Origin of the sequence: Vibrio sp. V30_P3S12P165 (assembly GCF_009904905.1) — a bacterium.
Lineage (GTDB): Bacteria > Pseudomonadota > Gammaproteobacteria > Enterobacterales > Vibrionaceae > Vibrio > Vibrio fujianensis.
The window spans coordinates 1-19,978 of sequence record NZ_WXWH01000018.1 but is presented as its reverse complement, the minus strand read 5'-3'; the positions used below and the strand labels follow the sequence as shown (position 1 = coordinate 19,978).

Below are 19,978 nucleotides of genomic sequence, written 5' to 3'. Positions count from 1 at the left end.
AGGAATTCACTGTGATTGGCCGTCTGCGCGGAATATTGATTGAAAAACAACCTCCTCAAGTGTTAATCGAAATAGGGGGGATCGGTTATGAAGTACAAATGCCAATGAGCTGCTTCTACGAGCTACCCGATGTGGGAGAAGAGGCGATTATCTATACCCATTTTATTGTACGTGAAGATGCACAGTTACTTTACGGTTTTAATAGCGTAAGCGAGCGCGCTCTGTTTCGAGAAGTCATTAAAGCGAACGGTGTCGGACCTAAAATGGGCCTAGGTATACTTTCCGGCATGACGGCCAGTCAGTTTGTCGCATGTGTTGAACGGGAAGATATATCAACCTTGATCAAGTTACCAGGCGTTGGGAAAAAGACAGCAGAACGTCTGTTGGTCGAAATGAAAGACCGCTTAAAAGGGTGGGGAACGGGAGATTTACTGACCCCAGCAACAGATGCAGCCCCATTGGATCATCAAGTCATATTCGCTGAACAAAATGCAGAGGAAGAAGCGGTTAGTGCCTTGTTGGCATTAGGGTATAAACCCGCTCAAGCCTCAAAAGCAGTTGCTCAGTTCGCGAAAGCCGGCATGAGTAGTGAGCAGTTAATTCGTGATGCTTTAAAATCAATGGTTTAATGCCAGATAAGCCTATGTATTTCACCTTGCTTTTCGCCAGGCGTGACATATCGACCTTACGTGATCTTCTATACTGTGCCGAATGGATGATGACGTTAAGGGTTGCCTTTCACATAGCCCCTAACTCTATGGATACCTTGTTATGATTGAAGCCGATCGCCTTATTGCGCCGATAAACCCTTCGTTTAAGGACGAAGAAGTGATTGATCGTGCTATCCGACCGAAGAAACTTGCTGACTATCAAGGACAAGATCACGTTCGAGACCAAATGGAAATCTTCATTCAAGCGGCCCAAAAACGTCGTGAAGCGCTCGATCACCTGTTGATTTTTGGCCCTCCTGGGTTAGGGAAAACGACTCTAGCCAATATTGTTGCTAATGAAATGGATGTCAATATTCGGACCACCTCTGGCCCAGTTTTGGAAAAAGCAGGCGATCTTGCCGCGTTATTGACCAACTTAGAAGAGAATGATGTTTTATTTATTGACGAAATTCACCGACTCAGCCCTATGGTCGAAGAAGTTCTCTACCCAGCAATGGAAGATTATCAGTTAGATATCATGATCGGTGAAGGCCCAGCCGCTCGCTCGATCAAAATTGATCTCCCTCCTTTTACACTGATTGGTGCGACCACTCGGGCAGGCTCATTGACTTCCCCCTTACGAGATCGATTTGGCATTGTGCAGCGTTTGGAGTATTACAACGTGGCCGATTTACAACATATTGTACAGCGCAGTGCTCACCATTTGGGGTTGTCGATGGACTCGGATGGTGCATTGGAGATAGCGCGCCGTGCTCGAGGAACTCCACGTATTGCTAACCGTTTACTACGTCGCGTGCGAGACTATGCTGAAGTGAAAGGCAACGGACATATTTGCGCTCAAACAGCAGATAAAGCGCTAGATATGCTTGATGTTGATCATCAAGGCTTTGATTATATGGATAGAAAGCTTTTACTCGCCATTATGGAGAAATTTTCAGGTGGCCCTGTTGGGCTGGATAACTTAGCGGCAGCCATTGGCGAAGAGAAAGATACAATTGAAGATGTTCTTGAACCATTTTTGATTCAACAAGGCTATTTACAGCGCACACCTCGAGGTCGGATTGCAACGGATCGTGCTTATTTACATTTTGGTTTAACAAAATCATAAAATTATCGACCTAGGGTCTGTTGACCTTTCGAGCTGATTTTTGCAGCCGTTTGTGGCTTCTTTATACAAGGCAGAGGCTTTGAAATGTAGTGACTCTACCTGAGAAGCCGATAACGCCGTAGAAAGGAGCCACAAACGCTGCCCGAAGGGTTCGGCTAAAAGCGTTTTACTCTTTGTTGAGCGGTGTTTTGCTTAGAATAACTAGGCGACAAACCTCTCGCCGCGATTAAAACGCTTTTATCTCGAACAAAATTTAACCGCGAAAGATCAACAGACCCTAGAGTTCGATAAGAGAAATATTTATCAATATATGTCACATTTTGACATATTTCTAAAATGCATGATTCGTAATCAATTTTAGGTTGGTGTTAACCATCTGTGTTTAATTTGTGCTCTGTTATGATTCATTTTGCCCTCGTTTATAGGATAAATATCCACATTTCTTGATTTATATCATTTTGTTGTTTTTTTAACCGCTTTCTCGTAAGGAAAATTGATCCAAATCAAAGCGTTTTGTATGAATAAACCTTTTGAAACTCAAGGGGTTTGGCATTAGTATTAGTCACAGCTATATTAGCTGAAGCTTAACAATTAACTAACCACAATGGTACATAAAAGCAACAAAGTATTGCAAAAAGTTAACAGTTGGATATGGTTCGTTAACTTATGCGTGTTGTTGCGTTATGTCAAAAGTGTCATTCAGCCGACACAAAGGAGTTACCATGATTGATGTCGTTGATCTATCGCGGTTGCAGTTTGCACTGACAGCGATGTATCACTTCTTGTTCGTTCCACTGACTTTAGGTATGGCATTTTTACTTGCCATTATGGAGTCACTTTATGTAATGACTGATAAGCAAATCTATAAGGACATGACCAAGTTCTGGGGTAAGCTTTTCGGTATTAACTTTGCGCTTGGTGTTGCTACCGGCCTAACGATGGAGTTCCAGTTCGGTACTAACTGGTCTTACTATTCACACTATGTTGGTGATATCTTTGGGGCTCCGCTCGCCATTGAAGCACTGGTCGCTTTCTTTTTAGAATCAACCTTTGTCGGTTTGTTCTTCTTTGGCTGGGATCGCCTCTCCAAACGTCAGCATCTAACGGTAACTTGGCTGGTCGCTTTAGGTTCCAACTTCTCTGCGTTGTGGATTTTGGTGGCAAACGGCTGGATGCAAAACCCAGTTGGCTCAGCATTTAACTTTGAAACCATGCGCATGGAAATGGTCAGTTTCGCTGAGGTTGTGCTTAACCCAGTTGCGCAAGTTAAGTTTGTTCATACTGTGGCTTCTGGCTATACCACAGGGGCAATGTTTATTTTGGGCATTAGTGCTTACTACCTATTAAAAGGTCGAGATGTTGCGTTTGCTCGCCGCTCATTTGCTATTGCCGCTTCATTTGGTATGGCAGCAATTATTTCCGTTATCATTCTAGGTGATGAGTCCGGCTATGAGCTTGGCGATGTGCAAAAAGTTAAGCTGGCCGCCATCGAATCTGAATGGCATACCGAACCAGCTCCTGCTGCCTTCACCCTATTTGGCTTACCAAATCAAGAAACCATGCAGACTGATTACGCGATCAAGATTCCTTATGTGATGGGGATTATTGCCACTCGCTCTTTAGATAAAGAGGTGACAGGTCTACGTGATTTACGTGAAGAGCATATCGATCGCATTCGTAATGGTATGTACGCTTATGAATTGCTACAAGCACTTCGAGCGGGTGACAAATCCGAAGACAATATTCAAGCATTTAATGAAGTGAAAAATGATCTTGGCTATGGTCTGCTACTTAAGCGTTATACTGAGAATGTTTCTGATGCAACAGAAGCGCAGATCCAAGCGGCTGCCGATGACTCGATTCCAACGGTGTGGCCATTGTTCTGGTCTTTCCGCATCATGGTTGCCTGTGGGTTCATCATGCTGTTTGTCTTTGGTGCGGCCTTTATTCAAACCTGTCGTCAAAAAATTGAACAAAAACCGTGGATACTTAAAGCGGCGCTTTGGAGCATTCCTTTACCTTGGATTGCAGTAGAAGCTGGGTGGTTTGTGGCTGAATACGGTCGTCAACCATGGGCGGTAGGTGAAATTTTACCTGTAAATATCGCCGCCTCTGCATTGTCAGCAAGTCAAATCTGGACATCGTTGTTTGCGATTTTGGCGCTGTACACTGTGTTCCTCATTGCTGAAGTTTATTTAATGGTGAAGTTTGCTCGTAAAGGACCAAGCAGCTTGAAAACAGGTCGCTATCATTTCGAACAAAATGGCAGCTCGGTTGAAGATCAAGTCAATCGTCAAGTAGAAGCCTAGCCAAGGAGAAAGCAATATGTTTGATTACGAAATCTTACGACTTATTTGGTGGGTGCTGATCGGCGTACTACTAGTAGGTTTTGCCATTACAGATGGCTTTGATATGGGAGTAGGAGCGCTGGTTCCTGTTCTTGGTAAAAATGACGCAGAGCGCCGAGTCATGATTAACTCGATCGCTCCGCACTGGGATGGAAACCAAGTTTGGCTAATTACTGCAGGTGGTGCTTTATTTGCTGCTTGGCCACTGGTTTACGCAACATCGTTCTCAGGTTTTTACCTCGCGATGATTGTTACATTGGCTGCATTATGGCTACGCCCAATCGGTTTGGATTATCGTTCAAAAATTGAAGATCCAAAGTGGCGAAACACATGGGATATCTGTATTTCGATCAGTGGATTCGTGCCACCAATTATCTTTGGTGTGGCGTTTGGTAACCTGCTGCAAGGTGTTCCATTCCAATTAAATGAGCTAATTATGCCGAGTTATCACGGCTCATTCTTTGGGTTATTGAATCCATTTGCACTTGTGTGTGGTTTGGTGAGTTTGTTTATGATTTTGATGCAAGGTTCTGCTTGGCTACAAATGAAAACAACGGGTGAATTGCATACTCGTGCACGTGCGACAGCCCAATTTTCGGGTCTATTAACCTGTCTATTATTTGTTGCCGCCGGCTTTTGGATTCAAAATATCGACGGTTATGTTGTAGTGAGTGCCATTGACGGTGCGGCGGCGTCAAACCCATTAAATAAAGAAGTCGTTCGTGAAGCGGGTGCTTGGATGCATAATTTTGAAACGTATCCAATTTTGTGGCTAGCGCCCGCATTAGGGGTATTTATGCCGCTATTGGCGGTCTTGGCTTCTCGTTTTGAAAAATGTGCATTGGCTTTCCTTACCTCTAGTCTAGGAAATGCTGGGGTCATCTTTACTGCAGGCTTCGCTATGTTCCCGTTTGTGATGCCATCAAGCTTAGAGCCAAGTCATAGTTTAACCATGTGGGACGCAACGTCGAGTGAGCTAACGTTGAATGTAATGACATTTATCGCGTTTGTGATGGTGCCTATTATCCTCGCGTATACCGCGTGGTCTTACTATAAAATGTTCGGTCGCTTGGATAACAAGTATATCGAAGATAATAAAAACTCACTTTACTAAGGAGCGAAACGATGTGGTATTTTGCATGGATTCTTGGTGTATTGCTGGCATGTGCTTTTGGCATCATCAATGCTCTTTGGTTAGAGCACAGTGAAATGATGGATAAAGACAGTGAATAACGGCTTTGTCTTGTTGACAAAACTGCACCAGTGGGTCGATAAGGCCTTATTTAGGGCCTTGTCGATCATACTCGGATTTTATCATGTTGCGATGGTCATGTGGGATCCTGAAGCGTATGCGGCGAGTATCGGTGGATTTAATGTACTGGTTGCACCATTACTGATCTGGGGAATATGCTCTAGTATGGTATTTGGTGTTGGTTTTAAACCACGTAGCTGGATTTGGCAGATTTTTTTTAGTCCATACTTTTCGTTGCCGATCATGGCGGGCTTTTTTTTAGTTCGGCTGTTCGGTTAACCGTTACGGATTATTAGTCAACTCGTTAAAACTGAGTAAAAAATAGCGTTGTCTCTTTGAGGTAACGCTATTTTTTTATCATATTAGCATAAAATCTTACGCTTCAGTTTGTACTTACCATCAAGAGATACGGTATAGTACCTAGTCTAACTGCTTCATTTTTGACGTGGAAACTGTGAGACGATGCAAGTATTCGATTGGCCTATCACTATTTATTATGAAGATACCGATGCAGGAGGCGTGGTTTATCATGCTAACTACCTCAAGTTCTTTGAGCGAGCAAGAACCGAGATGCTGCGCTCGATTGGGATCTCACAACATACTTTGCTGGAACAAAACCTAGGTTTTGTGGTCCGACACGCGGACGTCGATTTTGTACGCGCAGCTCGGTTGGATGAGCAACTTAAAGTAAAAAGTATGCTGATTGAATTGAAAAAAGCCTCCTTGATTTTCTGTCAAGAGCTGGTCAATCCTGACGGGCAACTATTGTGTAAAGCATTAGTTAAGGTAGCATGTATTGACAATCAAAAGATGAAACCCCGAGCCATACCTCAATCAATTATTTTGGAGTTAACAAAGAGTGACCGCTGATATTTCCATGTTCGATCTGTTCTTGCAGGCCAGTCTATTAGTTAAATTAGTCATGCTGATTTTACTTGGTATGTCTATTGCGTCTTGGGCAATGATCATTTCCCGTAGCAAAGTGCTCTCTCAAGCACAAAAAAATGCAGAAAAATTTGAAGATAAATTCTGGTCAGGTAACGATTTATCAATTTTATATCAAGACATAAAAAAGCGTAAAGACAGCATCGAAGGGGTAGAAGAGATCTTTTATTCTGGATTTACTGAGTTTGCTCGCTTACATAAATTGCACGCAGCTTCCCCCGACTATGTGATGGAAGGGACTGGGCGTTCTATGCGGGTCGCAGTTTCTCGTGAAGTTGATGAACTAGAAACGCATTTACCCTTTTTGGCAACGGTGGGGTCAATTAGCCCTTATATCGGCTTATTTGGTACGGTATGGGGTATTATGCATGCCTTCATCGCACTGGGGGAAGTAAAGCAAGCCACGTTAGCTATGGTGGCTCCTGGGATTGCTGAAGCGCTAGTTGCTACCGCTATGGGGTTGTTTGCCGCAATTCCTGCAGTAATGGCTTATAATAGATTTAGCAGTAAAGTCAGCAAGTTAGAGCATACTTATGCGACTTTTTCCGAAGAGTTTCATAGTATATTACACCGCCAAGCGATGGCGGGTAAGGAATAATCGATGGCAGGTTATCAACCGAAAAAGCGGAAGATGACAGCTGAAATCAACGTGGTTCCTTACATTGATGTCATGCTGGTTTTGCTGATCATTTTCATGGTGACGTCACCGTTTATTACCCAAGGTGTAGAGGTTGAGCTACCCAAAACGTCAACCGCGAAATCGACGGCAGATTTGGCCGAAAACAGTGATGCAAGCTATATCATTATTGAAATTGATAAAGCGGGAAATTTAGGGTTAAGTGTCAATGACGAAGACGTTCAACGAGGACTGTCGTTACAAGATGTTATTGTGCGCGTGAAAGCTGAATTATCCCTAAAACCTGATTCACCGGTTGCAGTTGGGGGGGATGCTGCCACACCTTATGCTGATATTGTTTTAGTGCTAGATGAATTAAGTCGAGCTGGTATAGCGAAAGTAGGCTTACTCACGGATATCAAAGAATGGGCTGATAAGCGTTGATGAAAGCAAATAAATCGAACAAAGCATCAGATAAAACCCCTTTATTGGTATCGCTGGTATTGCATATAGCCTTGCTGGTTATTCTTGCGTGGCAAGCCGATTTTACTTTTTCTCCCACAACGCCCTCTGCGGGAGGTGTTGCGGTACAAGCGGTCGTTATTGACCCTAACCTCGTCAAACAACAAGCTCAGCATATTCGTAGCCAGCGTGAAGCTGCTGCGAGAAAAGAACAAGAACGGTTAGATAAATTGCGCCGAGAAAGTGAACGGTTGGAACGAAATCGTAAAGAAGCCGAAGAGCGAGTACGTCAGTTAAAAGAGCAACAAGCCAGAGAAGCTAAAGCTGCACGTGAAGCGGAAAAAGCGCGACAACAGAAAGAACAAGAGCAAAAAGTGGCTGCTGAAAAAGCCCGTCAAGCGCAAGACCGAGCAGCGAAAGCGGAAGCGGAGCGTCAGTTGAAAGAAGAGGCCGCCAAAAAGGCGGAAGCTGAACGCGCGGCCAAAGCGGCTGCAGCGGCCAAAGCTGAACAAGAACGAATTGCTCGCGAAAAAGCGGCTCAGCAAGCTAAAGAGAAAGCACAACGTGAACGCGAAGCCGCAGAGCGAGCCGAAAAAGAACGGATTGCCAAAGAAAAAGCGGCGAAAGCTGCCGCTGAAAAAGCGCGTATTGAAAAAGAGCGCGCCCAACAAGCTGAACGGGAGCGTAAAGAACAAGAAGCGGCCCTAAACAGCATTTTTTCTGGGCTGGAAAGTGAAGCGCAAAATATTTCAGCCGCTCGCGCTCAGTATATAGCAACAGAAGCTGAGCGCTGGGGGGCGATTTATACTCAACTTATTCAGCAAAATTTATTATTAGAAGACAGTTTTCGAGGTAAACAATGCCGGGTTAACCTTCGCTTGATTCCGGCAGGCGCTGATGCAATTGTTGGCGATTTGCAAATCGTAGAAGGGGATTCTCGTCTTTGTGCTGCGACTAAACGTGCCGTTGCGCAGGTAGGGAATTTCCCACTGCCGAAAACTGGCGAGTCGGACGTCATTGAGAAGCTTAAAAATATTAACTTAACCGTAGTTCCAGATTAAAAGGAAAAGCTCGTGTTAAAGCGATTATTAGTAGGATGGCTATTGGTTATTTCCAGTAGCGTACAACTGGCCCATGGGGCGCTTGAATTGGTAATAACGGATGGCGTCAACTCAGCTCGTCCCATTGCGATAGTGCCTTTTAAATGGGCGGGGAATCAACCCCTTCCTCAAGATATTTCTGCAGTGATCGCCTCAGATTTACAACGCAGTGGTAAATTTAGCCCGATTGCAACAAACCGCATGCCACAAACGCCGTATCATGAAGCGGACGTTAAATTTGATGCATGGACTCAAATTGGCGTTGATGCCTTGTTGACTGGATCAATTACTCAAAATGATCAAGGCAATTATGTAATTAATTATCAACTGGTTGATGTTGTTCGCGGTCAATTGACCCAAGGTCAAAGTCGTGCACTCAGTGCCGATGGACAGTTGGTTTTATCGAAAGATCACGTGCTATTTAATAAAGTGGCGACGGTGCCTGAAAAACGGATGCGTGAGTATGCTCACCGTATTGCCGATTTAGTCTATGAAGAACTAACCGGAGAAAAAGGAGCCTTCCTTACTCGAATCGCTTATGTTGTTGTGAATGATAAAGATAGCTACCCTTACCAGTTAAGAGTTGCCGACTACGATGGCTATAATGAGCGTCTCGTTTTACGTTCTAAACAACCGCTGATGTCACCTGCTTGGTCACCCGATGGCCGCCAGTTAGCCTATGTTAGTTTCCAGAATGGGCAAGCTGAAATTTTCTTGATGAATATTTATACTGGCGAACGTGAGAAACTGACCTCTTTTCCTCGTCATAATGGTGCGCCGCGTTTTTCACCTGATGGACAAAGCATGGCTTTAGTGCTATCAAAAACAGGTAGCTTGCAGGTGTATACGCTTGATCTTGCCACTCGAAAATTGACCCAAATTACGCGAGGTCGCTCAAATAATACCGAACCTTTCTGGAGTCCAGATGGCAAATCCTTGATATTTACGTCTGATAGGGGTGGTAACCCACAGATATATCAAGTAAATTTAAGCGATAACGTCACGAAGCGTTTAACATGGCAGGGAAGTCAGAATCTTGGTGGGCAAATCACCCCTGATGGGCGATTCCTTATCATGGTAAACCGTAATAATTCAGGTTTTAACTTAGCAAAACAAGATTTGGAAACCGGAGCAGTACAAATTCTAACAAAAACATTGTTGGATGAATCTCCAAGTATTGCCCCAAATGGTGGCATGGTTATTTACAGTTCAATGTATAATCAGGCTAATGTCTTGTCTATGGTTTCTATAGATGGGCGATTTAAAGCAAGGTTACCAGCAACCAATGGGCGCGTTAGGGCTCCAGCATGGTCTCCGTTTTTATAGCAAACTCACAATTGAGCAACTAATTATTTCATAGTAAGGAAAATAAGATGCAACTAAACAAGGTTCTTAAAGGGCTACTCATTGCACTACCTGTTCTTGCGGTTACAGCATGTAGTTCAAGTGATGAAGCAGCAAACGCTTCTTCTCAGTCACAAACTAACCAATCCACATCTGGTGAAGCAAACAGTGTAGATACAACGGTTGTGTCACCCATTGATGAGAATGCACAACTTTCTGAGCAAGAGCTTAAGGAACAAGCATTACGCGAAACTCAAACCATTTATTTTGCGTTCGATAATGCAACAATTGCGCGTGATTATGAAGAAATGCTTTCAGCTCACGCCACTTATTTAAGTAAAAACCCAAGTTTAAAAGTGACGATTGAAGGCCATGCTGATGAGCGTGGAACACCAGAGTACAACATTGCTCTGGGTGAGCGTCGTGCACAAGCTGTGGCGAAATACTTAGAAGCAATGGGCGTACAAGCCAACCAAATTGCGATTGTAAGTTATGGTGAAGAAAAACCACTATTACTTGGCCAAACTGAAGAAGTTTATGCTAAGAACCGCCGTGCTGTTCTTGTCTACTAATTGAGGTATCCCTCATGTTCAGTAACCTTAAGCGCGTATTTACGCTTACGTTACTGGCAAGTGCGGCGAACATCGTGTTCGCTGCACCAGCTCCAGTATCTGATCTAGGAAGTAGCACCCAACGAGCTTCATTGTCTTCCAATGCACCGGCAGAAACTGAGGTTGCTCGCTTGGAACGTTTGCTTGAAAATCGTAATCGAATGCAACTGCGAATGCAAAAGCAGTTGGATGATATGGCCCTCGAAATCAACGAATTACGTGGGCAAATAGAAAGAAGTAATTATGACATGCAGCAGATGTTGCAGCGTCAGCGAGAATTGTTTGTTGAATTAGATAATTTGCGTCGTGAGGCAGCCAAACGTCCGGCTACAGAAAACATTGCTAATGATAGTCAAGATGAAGTACCACTCGGTACTTTTAGCAGTGATGCGGATGAACAAGCCGCTTACCAAAATGCGGTTGATCTTATCTTGAAAAAACGGGATTACGCTGGTGCCATTGCCGCGTTCCAGCAATTTCAGCAAGACTATCCGAACTCAAGTTTTGCACCGAATGCTCATTACTGGCTAGGTCAGCTCTATTTTGCGCAGAAAAAAGACCAAGAAGCGGTAAAAAGTTTTGCTGCGGTTATCAGTTATTCAAACTCAAATAAACGTGCAGATGCGTTAGTCAAATTAGGTGATTTGGCTGCGCGAAATAACAATTCAGCGCAAGCCGAAAAATATTATCAGCAAGTCGTTAATGAATATCCTAATAGTGCATCGGCAAAAGTTGCCAAAGAGCACTTAAAGCGATAGCTTTTTGAGTTTACGATTATCGGTCGCTTTTTAGCGGCCTTTGTTTTACCAAGCCCCGTGATCGAATCACTTTTGCCTATTTTTGTTGATACAGTGTACAATGCGCGTATTACATAACGTTGCACAGAGCAAGATCAATGAGTCACATACTGGATAAAATCGACACGGTATACCCGTTTCCTGCTAAACCTGTTCGATTAACGGAAGAGGAAAAGCAAGCCTATGTAGCCAATATCAAGCAGTTGTTAAAAGTAAAAGACGCCGTCTTGATTGCTCACTACTATACTGACCCAGAGATTCAAGCCTTGGCTGAAGAAACCGGTGGCTTTGTCGGTGATTCGCTGGAAATGGCTAAATTTGGTCATCGACATCCAGCACAGACCTTATTGATTGCTGGCGTGCGATTTATGGGCGAATCGGCAAAAATACTCACTCCGGAAAAACGAATTTTGATGCCAACACTCGAAGCGGAATGTTCATTAGATCTTGGTTGTCCCGTGGATGAGTTTACGGCATTTTGTGATGCTCATCCTGAGCATACGGTGGTCGTTTATGCGAATACTTCCGCCGCAGTTAAAGCACGAGCCGATTGGGTGGTAACCTCGAGTATCGCATTAGACATTGTCGAGCATCTAGATTCTGAAGATAAAAAAATCATATGGGCCCCCGATCGACATCTTGGTTCCTATATCGCTAATAAAACCGGCGCTGATATGCTATTGTGGCAAGGAGAATGTGTTGTTCATGATGAATTCTCTGCTGATGCGTTGCGTAAAATGAAAGCGTTGTATCCCGATGCGGCAGTATTGGTACACCCTGAGTCTCCAGCCAGTGTGGTTGAACTTGCGGATGCGGTTGGTTCCACCAGTCAACTTATTACCGCTGCGAAAACGCTACCTCAGCAACAGATGATTGTTGCAACAGATAAAGGTATTTTCTTTAAGATGCAACAAATGGTGCCAGATAAAGAGCTTATCGAAGCGCCAACCGCTGGAGCTGGAGCTACTTGTCGTAGCTGTGCCCATTGTCCGTGGATGGCAATGAATGGCTTAAAAGCAATAGAAAAAGCTCTGCTTGAAGGCGGGCAAGCACACGAAATTTTTGTCGATGAGGCGATTCGAGTAAAATCATTAATTCCATTGAATCGAATGTTAGATTTTGCCGAGCAAATCAAAAAAGAAGTGAAAGGCAATGCCTAATACGGCTTTTATAGATCACCACAGCCCGCACTGAAAAAGCGGGCTTTTTACTCGTTAAAATGCCTGTATCGATGTTTAATTATTGTGCCTGCGCAAGTTGTCCGCCACGCTTTGCTAGCCCACAGAGCATGACAGGAATTGCATTATAAATTTCCTCAAACTGATCTAAATCGTCAATCCCCTGTTGGCTTAACGTTGCAAGTGATGTTTCAGGATCGTAAAGCATGCTTAGTGAGAGCAAAACTCCCCCGAGTAGTGCATTATCTTGGCTCTCTTCTGGCATTAGTACTTCCCAATCATCTCGGGTCAGTTGCCAGCCTTGCAATACCCCCTCACAAAAGTCTCGCGTTGTTTGATTGACAAGATCGTTATCATCTAGCTCACATCCTTCGGGCCAAGCCCAAACGCCATCAAACAAAGCCGGGCGATATACATTCCATAAGTGGATGATTTGCTCTAAATAACGTTCTAGCATCTCACCATCTTGAAAGGGAGCAACATCATCTCCTCCCCACAAAAAAGGCAACCACTCTTCAGGTGGGAGTTCATTGGGTGCTAGGGCCATAGCGGTAATAAAACCATGTGTTTTAGCTTCATTAAGTAATTTATCTTTGAATTCAGGTAACGTTAGAATGTCGTGTAAGGTCAAAGTGAGATTCCATATAAACAGCGAAAAGTTTGCGCTTATATTAACCTTAAATAGGCTGAGAATGCGAGCCATGATGACATGGTGGCATTTTCCTCATAAAACCTAACGGTTATTTCTTGGCGATTGGACGTGAGAACAGTGTTTATCGTAATATTACCCATGACTATTCTCCCGAACAGACGTTTATCGTTTTGATTTTAGGCAAATTAATCAATAAGTGAGCAAATGAAGCGCAAGCTAAGCTTTTTTCCTGATTTCTGCTTGACCATTGATTCGATAATCATTAAATTAGCGCTTCGTTAGCATGAGATGTTAACCCAGTACGGTGAGTTGTCCGAGTGGCTGAAGGAGCACGCCTGGAAAGTGTGTATACGGCAACGTATCGAGAGTTCGAATCTCTCACTCACCGCCATATTCTAAAAAAAGACGTCCTAGGGCGTCTTTTTTTACGCCTTAAGGTTATTAAAATCAATGAGTTACCGTTTCGTAGCGTTCCATAAAGTGTCGTAAAAGCGCTTGTCTAGAGTAATACCTAGATTTTTCGAAAATTGAGCTTTGTTCAGGTATTACTTAGGGATCAAATGGCGAATAATCTCACGGCTAGGGAAATCCAAACGGCAAAGCCCAAAGATAAGCTCTATCGCTTATCTGATGGCGGCAATCTTTACTTCTGTGTGCGTAGAAGCAATTCACGTTCATGATCTGAAACAGCAAATAAGGCATTGGGTCGAATGGCTTTTAAAGTGTGACTAAAAATTATAAGGTGGTGAGTAATCGATCGCCGGCATTTACATAAGTCTCATTTGTACTCAGCACCTCAAAATAATCATGGCTATTAGTAATTAAAATAGGGGTTGTGGAATCGAATCCCAACTGAGTGATTTTGTTTAAATCAAACTGGATAAGAGGCATCCCTTCGGTAATTTGCTCTCCTGTATGAACCAGTAAAGAAAAGCCATCACCTTGTAATTTTACAGTATCTAGGCCGATGTGTATAAGAAGCTCTATACCTTGTTCGCTTTTTAAGCCAATTGCGTGATGAGGGTTAAAGATGGAAGTGACATAGCCATCAAAAGGGGCAAATAAGGTGCCGTTATCTGGGCGAATAGCAATGCCTTTTCCCATGATTTCACTGGAAAATGTTGGGTCATCAACCATAGATAAGGGGATCACCTCGCCACTTAATGGGCTAGCTATTTGTAGATAGTTTTTTGGGTAAGAAGAGGGTAGTGAAGATATCGAAGGTGAGTTTTGCTCTATGATTTTGGCATCATCATGACTATGAGGCGAAAAAAAATAAGTTAATATGAACGATAAAATTAGGGTTAATAATGCTGCTAAAATACACACGATAACCGTGTTATCTACCCCTTGTGGTGAAATGACCTGAATAAAAGAGAAAAGGCTTAATAAACCCATTGAATAAGATTTCACATGGAATGAGGCAATGATACTGGATCCTATTGCTGCAGAAAGGCAGGCGAAAATAAATGGCCATTTTCTAGAGAGAGTAATACCATAAATTGCCGGTTCTGTTACACCAAATAATGCGGTAATGGCAGCAGACCCCGCATAGCCACGAGTATTTCTATTTTGAGTTTTAAAAAACACACCTAAACAAGCTCCAACTTGACCAAAAATAGCCGGAATAAGAAGAGGTATGATTAAACTGTAGCCGTCTACAGCAATATTATTCATCATGATGGGGACTAAGCACCAATGAATACCAAATACAACCAGTATCTGCCAGGTTGCACCAATTACGCCCCCCGCTAGTTCAGGACTAGCATGGTAGAGATATAGTATTCCATTCGAAATCATATTTGCAATCAAAGTACTTAATGGGCCAATGACTAAAAATGTTATAGGTATTGTTAGGATTAAGCATAAGAAAGGTGTTAACCAATTATACAGGAAGGTCGATAAATTTTTTGGCAGAGCTTGCTCTAGACGAACATTAAACCAAGTCGCAAATAAAATAGGTATCACGGATGTAGAATAATTCAAATAAAGAATAGGTAATCCCATAAAATTTTCTGACGGGACTTCTTGACCTGTTATTTGCTGAGAAAATAACCAGTTAACATGGGTGATAATTTCTGGGTGTACCAGAGCTCCAGCAATAGTCATACTGAATAAAGGATTACTATTGAAATATTTGGCTGCGGTATAACCGAGAAAGATAGGAAGAAAGAAAAAAATCGTATCTGCAGCAGAAAAGAGAATTCGATATGTGCCGCTATCTGTGGTTATCCAGCCAAGGTTAGATAATAGAACAACAAAACCTTTTAAAATTCCACCAGCACTTAATAGCCACAGCAAAGGATGAAAAATCCCTGTGATGGTATTGATGATAGCTCCCATCCAATGAGAAACGCTAGTGTGCTTTTGTGGTTTGAGTAGTGGCAGAATGGATTGATAAAGTTTTTCTACGTGTGTACCAATAACGATCTGAAACAGTCCTCCAGTATGAATGACGGAAATGACATCTGGCAGAATTTTTATTTCTTTAATGTTCTCGATCGGAGTTTGTTTTAGCTGAAATCTTAGCCGAGTTGTACAGTGGGAGACTCGGACAATATTACTTGAGCCACCAAGTAGTTTAACTATCTGATTAGCAAGGTTATCATGGTAAGCTGTCATTAGACTATCTCTCTCCTTGCCTAGAAGATGTAGCTCGTCTGACTCTTTCTACATGAATAGTCAAAAACATCATTTCTTCTGAAGTCATGTCATGTTGGAATTTTTTGTTTACATACTGACTGATTTTTTCAACACAGGAAAAAGCAGTGGGGTATTTCTCTCTAACAGAAAGGAATAAGGAATCATCTTGATCGGAGATCGTTGTCTGATGGAGTAGTCGATGAACAAAAAACTTTAGATGGGTCACTAAGCGCCTGAATTCGACACTGTCTTCATTGAGATCCAGACTGAGATTGTATTTAATCATATGAATAATATCACGGATTAGGTTGGTTACACTGATCGTGTTATTCATATCTTCATGCAGTTGTGCATTCACTAAATGCAGAGTAATAAAGCCTGCTTCATCTTCATCAAATTGAACGCCGGATGCTTTTTTGATTAATTGCAATGCTTGTAATCCAACCTCATATTCCACAGGATATAATTGCTTGATCTCCCACAACATTCCATTTTTAACTTTCTGACCAGTTTGTAGTCTTTGAATAGCAAAGTGTAGATGATCCGCTAAAGCTATTCGGAGGCTAGAATGCAGGTTTCCTGTGAGTGAGGAGTTTGCAAGTTCCAAGATTTGTTCTACCGTAGCAAGAAGTTCAAGCGGTATTTCTTCTAGCAGTTCGTGATAACGAGCATCAATAGCTGTATCGCTAGAGGCGAGAGTAAACACCTTCTCTATTTTTGTTGCATCAATTTCCATTCCAATTTTCATTTGAAATCCGATTCCTCGCCCCATAACAACGACTTCTCGTTGATTGGCATCGGTAGAAATGAGTACATTATTATTTAATACTTTTGATACACGCATGATTTATAAACTACTTGGCTAAATTTGTGTATAAAAAAACCTAAGCTGGGTAAGGTATAATTATATCTTACCCAGCTTAGGTTTTGCCTGCTTTATCAGTAACAATCCTTATTTAAATCTAGTTTATAGGGATTATTGGGTGTTCTCAAATTGATAGCAGATAATGTGTGAATGAGTACACATTTATCATTGAGTTTGTTTAATGAGGGGGATTTCGAGGCAACGTGTTATGATCTGATCATTAGACTTATGTTGTATGTGATTTGTCTCTAATTTTTTGTTGCTGGTACGCGCCTTTTTAGCGATCTAAATCACGGTTGATGCTTTATGGCGTTGACCGAATAAACCGGTGAGAATAACGTCACTGACATCAAAACGGATTGTTATCGCAATAGCGAGCAAAACCTGACTTTACTTCTCTTTTCACAGTGTTGACGGAGTAAGAAGTCAGGTTTTTTTATACATAAATTTTAGTATTTGGGATTGTTACCTTTGGCTGGGCAAAACCCGAGAATATCCACTTTTAGTTTGGATATTCTCGGGTTTTTTTATTCCTTTTTGTCACTGGGTAACCTGATTTATTGAATAGGGCATTTTATGGAATACGAGCAACTTGCGGCAAAGATCATACACAATGTTGGTGGGGCCGATAACGTAACGAGTGTTGTACATTGTGCAACCCGTCTTAGATTCAAACTTAATGACAACAGTAAGGCTGACAAAGAGCAAGTTAAGGCTTTGGACGGAGTTATTGCTGCGGTAGAAAGTGGTGGACAATTTCAGGTGGTGATCGGTAACCAGGTAAATCAAGTTTTTCGTGCGGTAATGGCGACAATGGGCAGTGAAGAGGTTATAAAACCGACCGAGAAAAAAGCCAAGGATGGCGTATTGAGTGTTTTTATCGATATTATTTCGGGCATTTTTACTCCCTTACTTGGAATTATGGCTGCATCCGGAATTTTGAAAGGTGGCCTAGCATTGGCTATAGCGGCTGGCTGGACAACGACGGACAGTGGTACCTATCAACTATTATTTGCCGGAAGCGATGCATTGTTCTTTTTCTTCCCACTAGCTTTGGGATACACATCAGGCGTGAAATTTGGTGGCAGTCCATTTGTCACTATGGCGATAGGGGGAGCTTTAGTACACCCGACGATGATAGCAGCCTTTGACGCGTCGCAAGTGCCTGGGTACGAAGAACTAACATTCTTGGGTATGCCTATTACCTTTATGAACTACGCTTCTTCAGTCATCCCTATTATTTTTGCCGCTTGGATCTCGTGTAAGCTTGAGCCTATATTTAATCAAATATTACCAAGTGCAATCAAAAACTTCTTCACACCCCTACTGTGTATTATTGTTACGGTCCCTCTGACGTTTTTGGTCATTGGTCCCGCAGCGACTCATTCCAGCCAGTTTTTAGCACACGGTTATGAGCACATTTATGCTGCCAGCCCCGTTATCGCAGGACTTATCATGGGAGGCTGTTGGCAGATCTTTGTTATTTTCGGTTTACATTGGGGCTTTGTACCGATTCTGCTTAACAACATGGCCGTCATTGGTTCAGATAGCATGATGCCGTTACTGGTTCCTGCTGTACTTGCACAAGCGGGGGCCGCATTTGGTGTGTTCCTAATGACTAAAGACGTCAAACTGAAAGCTATTGCAGGCTCTGCTTCTACTGCCGGTCTTTTCGGTATTACGGAACCTGCCATATACGGTGTTAATTTACCGAAAAAACGTCCCTTCGTTATCGGATGTATTTCAGGTGCTATCGGCGCAGCCATTATCGGTTACTTCAATGCACGCGTTTATTCATTCGCGATGCCAAGTCTATTGATTTTCCCACAAGTGATTCCACCGACAGGCGTTGATATTACGCTATGGGTCACTGTTTTTGCCTCAATTTTATCGATTGTGTTAGCCATTATTCTGACGGTTATATTTGGTCAGGTAAATGGCGAAACTAGAGTCACCGCTCACGACGCTGTTAAAACCAAAGTAAGTTAACTAAGGAGATTAATTCAATGAGTTTTTGTTTTCCCGATTCATTTCTCTGGGGGGGGGCAACTGCCGCTAACCAGATTGAAGGTTCACACGTTACCGATGGTAAAGGTCTGTCAACGTCTGATGTCCAACCATTTGGTGCTTTCGGAGAGTTAGTTTACCGAGAAGCCGGTGACTTCAATATCAAAGATGTGGCGATTGATTTCTATCATCGTTACGCCGAAGACATTGCATTATTCGCAGAAATGGGATTTACCTGCTTACGTGTATCGATTGCTTGGAGTCGCATTTTCCCAAATGGTGATGATGCCGAACCAAATGAAGCGGGCCTTGCATACTACGACCGTGTGTTTGATGAAATGGCTAAGCACGATATTACCCCACTGGTAACCCTTTCTCATTACGAGATTCCGCTCAATTTAGCCGATAAATATCAGGGCTGGGCTAGCCGCGAAGTAATAGGTTTTTTTGAAAATTACGCGAAAGTGGTGTTTAACCGTTATAAAGATAAAGTCAAACTATGGCTGACTTTTAACGAAATCAATGTGACCTTGCACGAACCATTTACTGGCGCAGGTTTGCCGCGTAATTGTAGTGAGCAAACCCGTTTTCAGGCCATTCACCACCAACTCGTGGGTAGTGCAAAAGCGGTAAAATTGTGCCATGACATCATTCCAGATGCAAAAATTGGTAATATGATTTTAGGCGCAATGCAGTACCCGCTGACTTGTAAACCCGATGATGTCATGAAAACATTGCTGCTGAACCGTGAATGGCTCATGTTTGGGGATATTCAGGCGCGAGGTTACTACCCCAGCTACATGACTCGTAAATTCAAAGAATTAGGGGTTGAGCTCAATATTACAGAAGATGATAAAGCGTCTTTAAAAGAAACCATCGACTTTATTTCATTCAGTTACTACATGACGGGTTGCGCCAGTGCGGATCCGGTAGAGAATGAGAAGGCTTGTAGCAATATGGTTAATATGATTCCCAACCCACATCTCAAAGCTTCTGAGTGGGGGTGGCAAATCGATCCCGTAGGCTTGCGTTACCTGCTGAACATCTTATACGACCGCTATCAGTTACCGTTATTCATTGTAGAAAATGGTTTGGGCGCTAAGGACCAGTTGGATGATAACGGAGAAATCCAAGATGGCTACCGTATTCAATACTTGAATGATCATCTGTATCAAGTGGGTGAGGCGATTCAAGATGGCGTTGAAGTGATGGGGTATACCTCTTGGGGGCCGATTGATTTAGTGAGTGCTTCAACCGCACAGATGTCAAAACGTTATGGCTTTATTTATGTTGATCGTGATGATGAAGGTCGCGGTACTTTAGAGCGTAAGCGGAAGAAGAGCTTTTGGTGGTATAAAAATATTATCGAATCAAAAGGC

19 protein-coding genes and 1 tRNA gene are annotated in these 19,978 nt (G+C 42.8%); 17 read left to right on the top strand and 3 right to left on the bottom strand.

Going from position 1 to position 19,978, the window contains the following annotated elements:
* Positions 1-11 precede the first annotated feature (11 nt).
* The 14 genes from ruvA (at position 12) to nadA (ending at position 12,414) form a co-directional block, all read left to right on the top strand.
* Positions 12-629, top strand: a complete 618-nt coding sequence (ruvA, locus tag CAG57_RS04145; protein ID WP_161427819.1) for a Holliday junction branch migration protein RuvA — start codon at positions 12-14, stop codon at positions 627-629.
* A gap of 142 nt (positions 630-771) precedes the next feature.
* Complete coding sequence (gene ruvB / locus CAG57_RS04140; protein WP_099612202.1) at positions 772-1,779, top strand: Holliday junction branch migration DNA helicase RuvB; 1,008 nt, start codon at positions 772-774, stop codon at positions 1,777-1,779.
* A gap of 722 nt (positions 1,780-2,501) precedes the next feature.
* On the top strand, positions 2,502-4,088 hold the full coding sequence (gene cydA, locus CAG57_RS04135) for a cytochrome ubiquinol oxidase subunit I (RefSeq protein ID WP_161427546.1): 1,587 nt from the start codon (positions 2,502-2,504) through the stop codon (positions 4,086-4,088).
* A 16-nt stretch (positions 4,089-4,104) separates the two neighbouring features.
* On the top strand, positions 4,105-5,241 hold the full coding sequence (cydB, locus tag CAG57_RS04130; RefSeq protein WP_099612204.1) for a cytochrome d ubiquinol oxidase subunit II: 1,137 nt from the start codon (positions 4,105-4,107) through the stop codon (positions 5,239-5,241).
* Positions 5,242-5,252: 11 nt separating this feature from the next.
* On the top strand, positions 5,253-5,360 hold the full coding sequence (gene cydX / locus CAG57_RS04125) for a cytochrome bd-I oxidase subunit CydX (protein ID WP_000270284.1): 108 nt from the start codon (positions 5,253-5,255) through the stop codon (positions 5,358-5,360).
* Positions 5,353-5,658, top strand: a complete 306-nt coding sequence (gene ybgE / locus CAG57_RS04120) for a cyd operon protein YbgE (RefSeq protein WP_099612205.1) — start codon at positions 5,353-5,355, stop codon at positions 5,656-5,658. The genes cydX and ybgE overlap by 8 nt, the downstream gene beginning before the upstream one ends.
* 183 nt (positions 5,659-5,841) lie before the next feature.
* On the top strand, positions 5,842-6,249 hold the full coding sequence (gene ybgC, locus CAG57_RS04115; protein ID WP_161427547.1) for a tol-pal system-associated acyl-CoA thioesterase: 408 nt from the start codon (positions 5,842-5,844) through the stop codon (positions 6,247-6,249).
* Positions 6,239-6,922 (top strand): protein TolQ, encoded by a 684-nt coding sequence (gene tolQ, locus CAG57_RS04110; RefSeq protein ID WP_161427548.1) that lies wholly within the window; start codon positions 6,239-6,241, stop codon positions 6,920-6,922. The genes ybgC and tolQ overlap by 11 nt, the downstream gene beginning before the upstream one ends.
* 3 nt (positions 6,923-6,925) lie before the next feature.
* A complete protein-coding gene (gene tolR / locus CAG57_RS04105; RefSeq protein ID WP_161427549.1) occupies positions 6,926-7,384 on the top strand; it encodes a protein TolR in 459 nt (152 codons plus the stop codon).
* Positions 7,384-8,463, top strand: coding sequence for a cell envelope integrity protein TolA (gene tolA, locus CAG57_RS04100; protein ID WP_161427550.1), 1,080 nt, complete (start codon positions 7,384-7,386; stop codon positions 8,461-8,463). Before tolR ends, tolA begins: the two co-directional genes overlap by 1 nt.
* A 12-nt stretch (positions 8,464-8,475) precedes the next feature.
* Positions 8,476-9,828 carry a Tol-Pal system beta propeller repeat protein TolB gene (tolB, locus tag CAG57_RS04095; RefSeq protein WP_161427551.1) on the top strand — a complete coding sequence of 451 codons (1,353 nt, stop codon included), beginning with the start codon at positions 8,476-8,478 and terminating at the stop codon, positions 9,826-9,828.
* A 47-nt stretch (positions 9,829-9,875) separates the two neighbouring features.
* Entirely contained in the window at positions 9,876-10,418 is a 543-nt protein-coding gene (gene pal / locus CAG57_RS04090) for a peptidoglycan-associated lipoprotein Pal (protein WP_099612210.1), read from the top strand.
* Between the two features lie 14 nt (positions 10,419-10,432).
* Complete coding sequence (ybgF, locus tag CAG57_RS04085; RefSeq protein WP_161427552.1) at positions 10,433-11,215, top strand: tol-pal system protein YbgF; 783 nt, start codon at positions 10,433-10,435, stop codon at positions 11,213-11,215.
* Positions 11,216-11,352: 137 nt separating this feature from the next.
* A complete protein-coding gene (gene nadA / locus CAG57_RS04080) occupies positions 11,353-12,414 on the top strand; it encodes a quinolinate synthase NadA (protein WP_161427553.1) in 1,062 nt (353 codons plus the stop codon).
* Positions 12,415-12,493: 79 nt separating this feature from the next.
* Here nadA and CAG57_RS04075 read toward each other — a convergent pair whose 3' ends face one another.
* Positions 12,494-13,063: a UPF0149 family protein gene (locus tag CAG57_RS04075; RefSeq protein ID WP_161427554.1), complete on the bottom strand. Its 570-nt coding sequence runs from the start codon at positions 13,061-13,063 to the stop codon at positions 12,494-12,496.
* Positions 13,064-13,387: 324 nt separating this feature from the next.
* Between CAG57_RS04075 and CAG57_RS04070 the strand changes: the two genes are divergently transcribed.
* Positions 13,388-13,475, top strand: a tRNA-Ser gene (locus CAG57_RS04070).
* 344 nt (positions 13,476-13,819) lie between these two features.
* On the opposite strand, the gene CAG57_RS04060 is transcribed toward CAG57_RS04070, so the two are convergent.
* Positions 13,820-15,706, bottom strand: coding sequence for a beta-glucoside-specific PTS transporter subunit IIABC (locus CAG57_RS04060; protein WP_161434060.1), 1,887 nt, complete (start codon positions 15,704-15,706; stop codon positions 13,820-13,822).
* 4 nt (positions 15,707-15,710) lie between these two features.
* Entirely contained in the window at positions 15,711-16,571 is an 861-nt protein-coding gene (licT, locus tag CAG57_RS04055) for a BglG family transcription antiterminator LicT (RefSeq protein WP_161430981.1), read from the bottom strand.
* A 597-nt stretch (positions 16,572-17,168) separates the two neighbouring features.
* On the opposite strand from licT, the gene CAG57_RS04050 reads away from it, so the two are divergent.
* Both CAG57_RS04050 and CAG57_RS04045 read left to right on the top strand, forming a co-directional pair.
* The gene (locus CAG57_RS04050; RefSeq protein ID WP_161427180.1) at positions 17,169-18,581 is read left to right on the top strand and encodes a PTS transporter subunit EIIC; all 1,413 of its coding nucleotides are present in this window, start codon (positions 17,169-17,171) and stop codon (positions 18,579-18,581) included.
* A gap of 17 nt (positions 18,582-18,598) precedes the next feature.
* A partial coding sequence (locus tag CAG57_RS04045; RefSeq protein WP_161430492.1) for a glycoside hydrolase family 1 protein occupies positions 18,599-19,978 on the top strand: 1,380 nt, incomplete at its 3' end.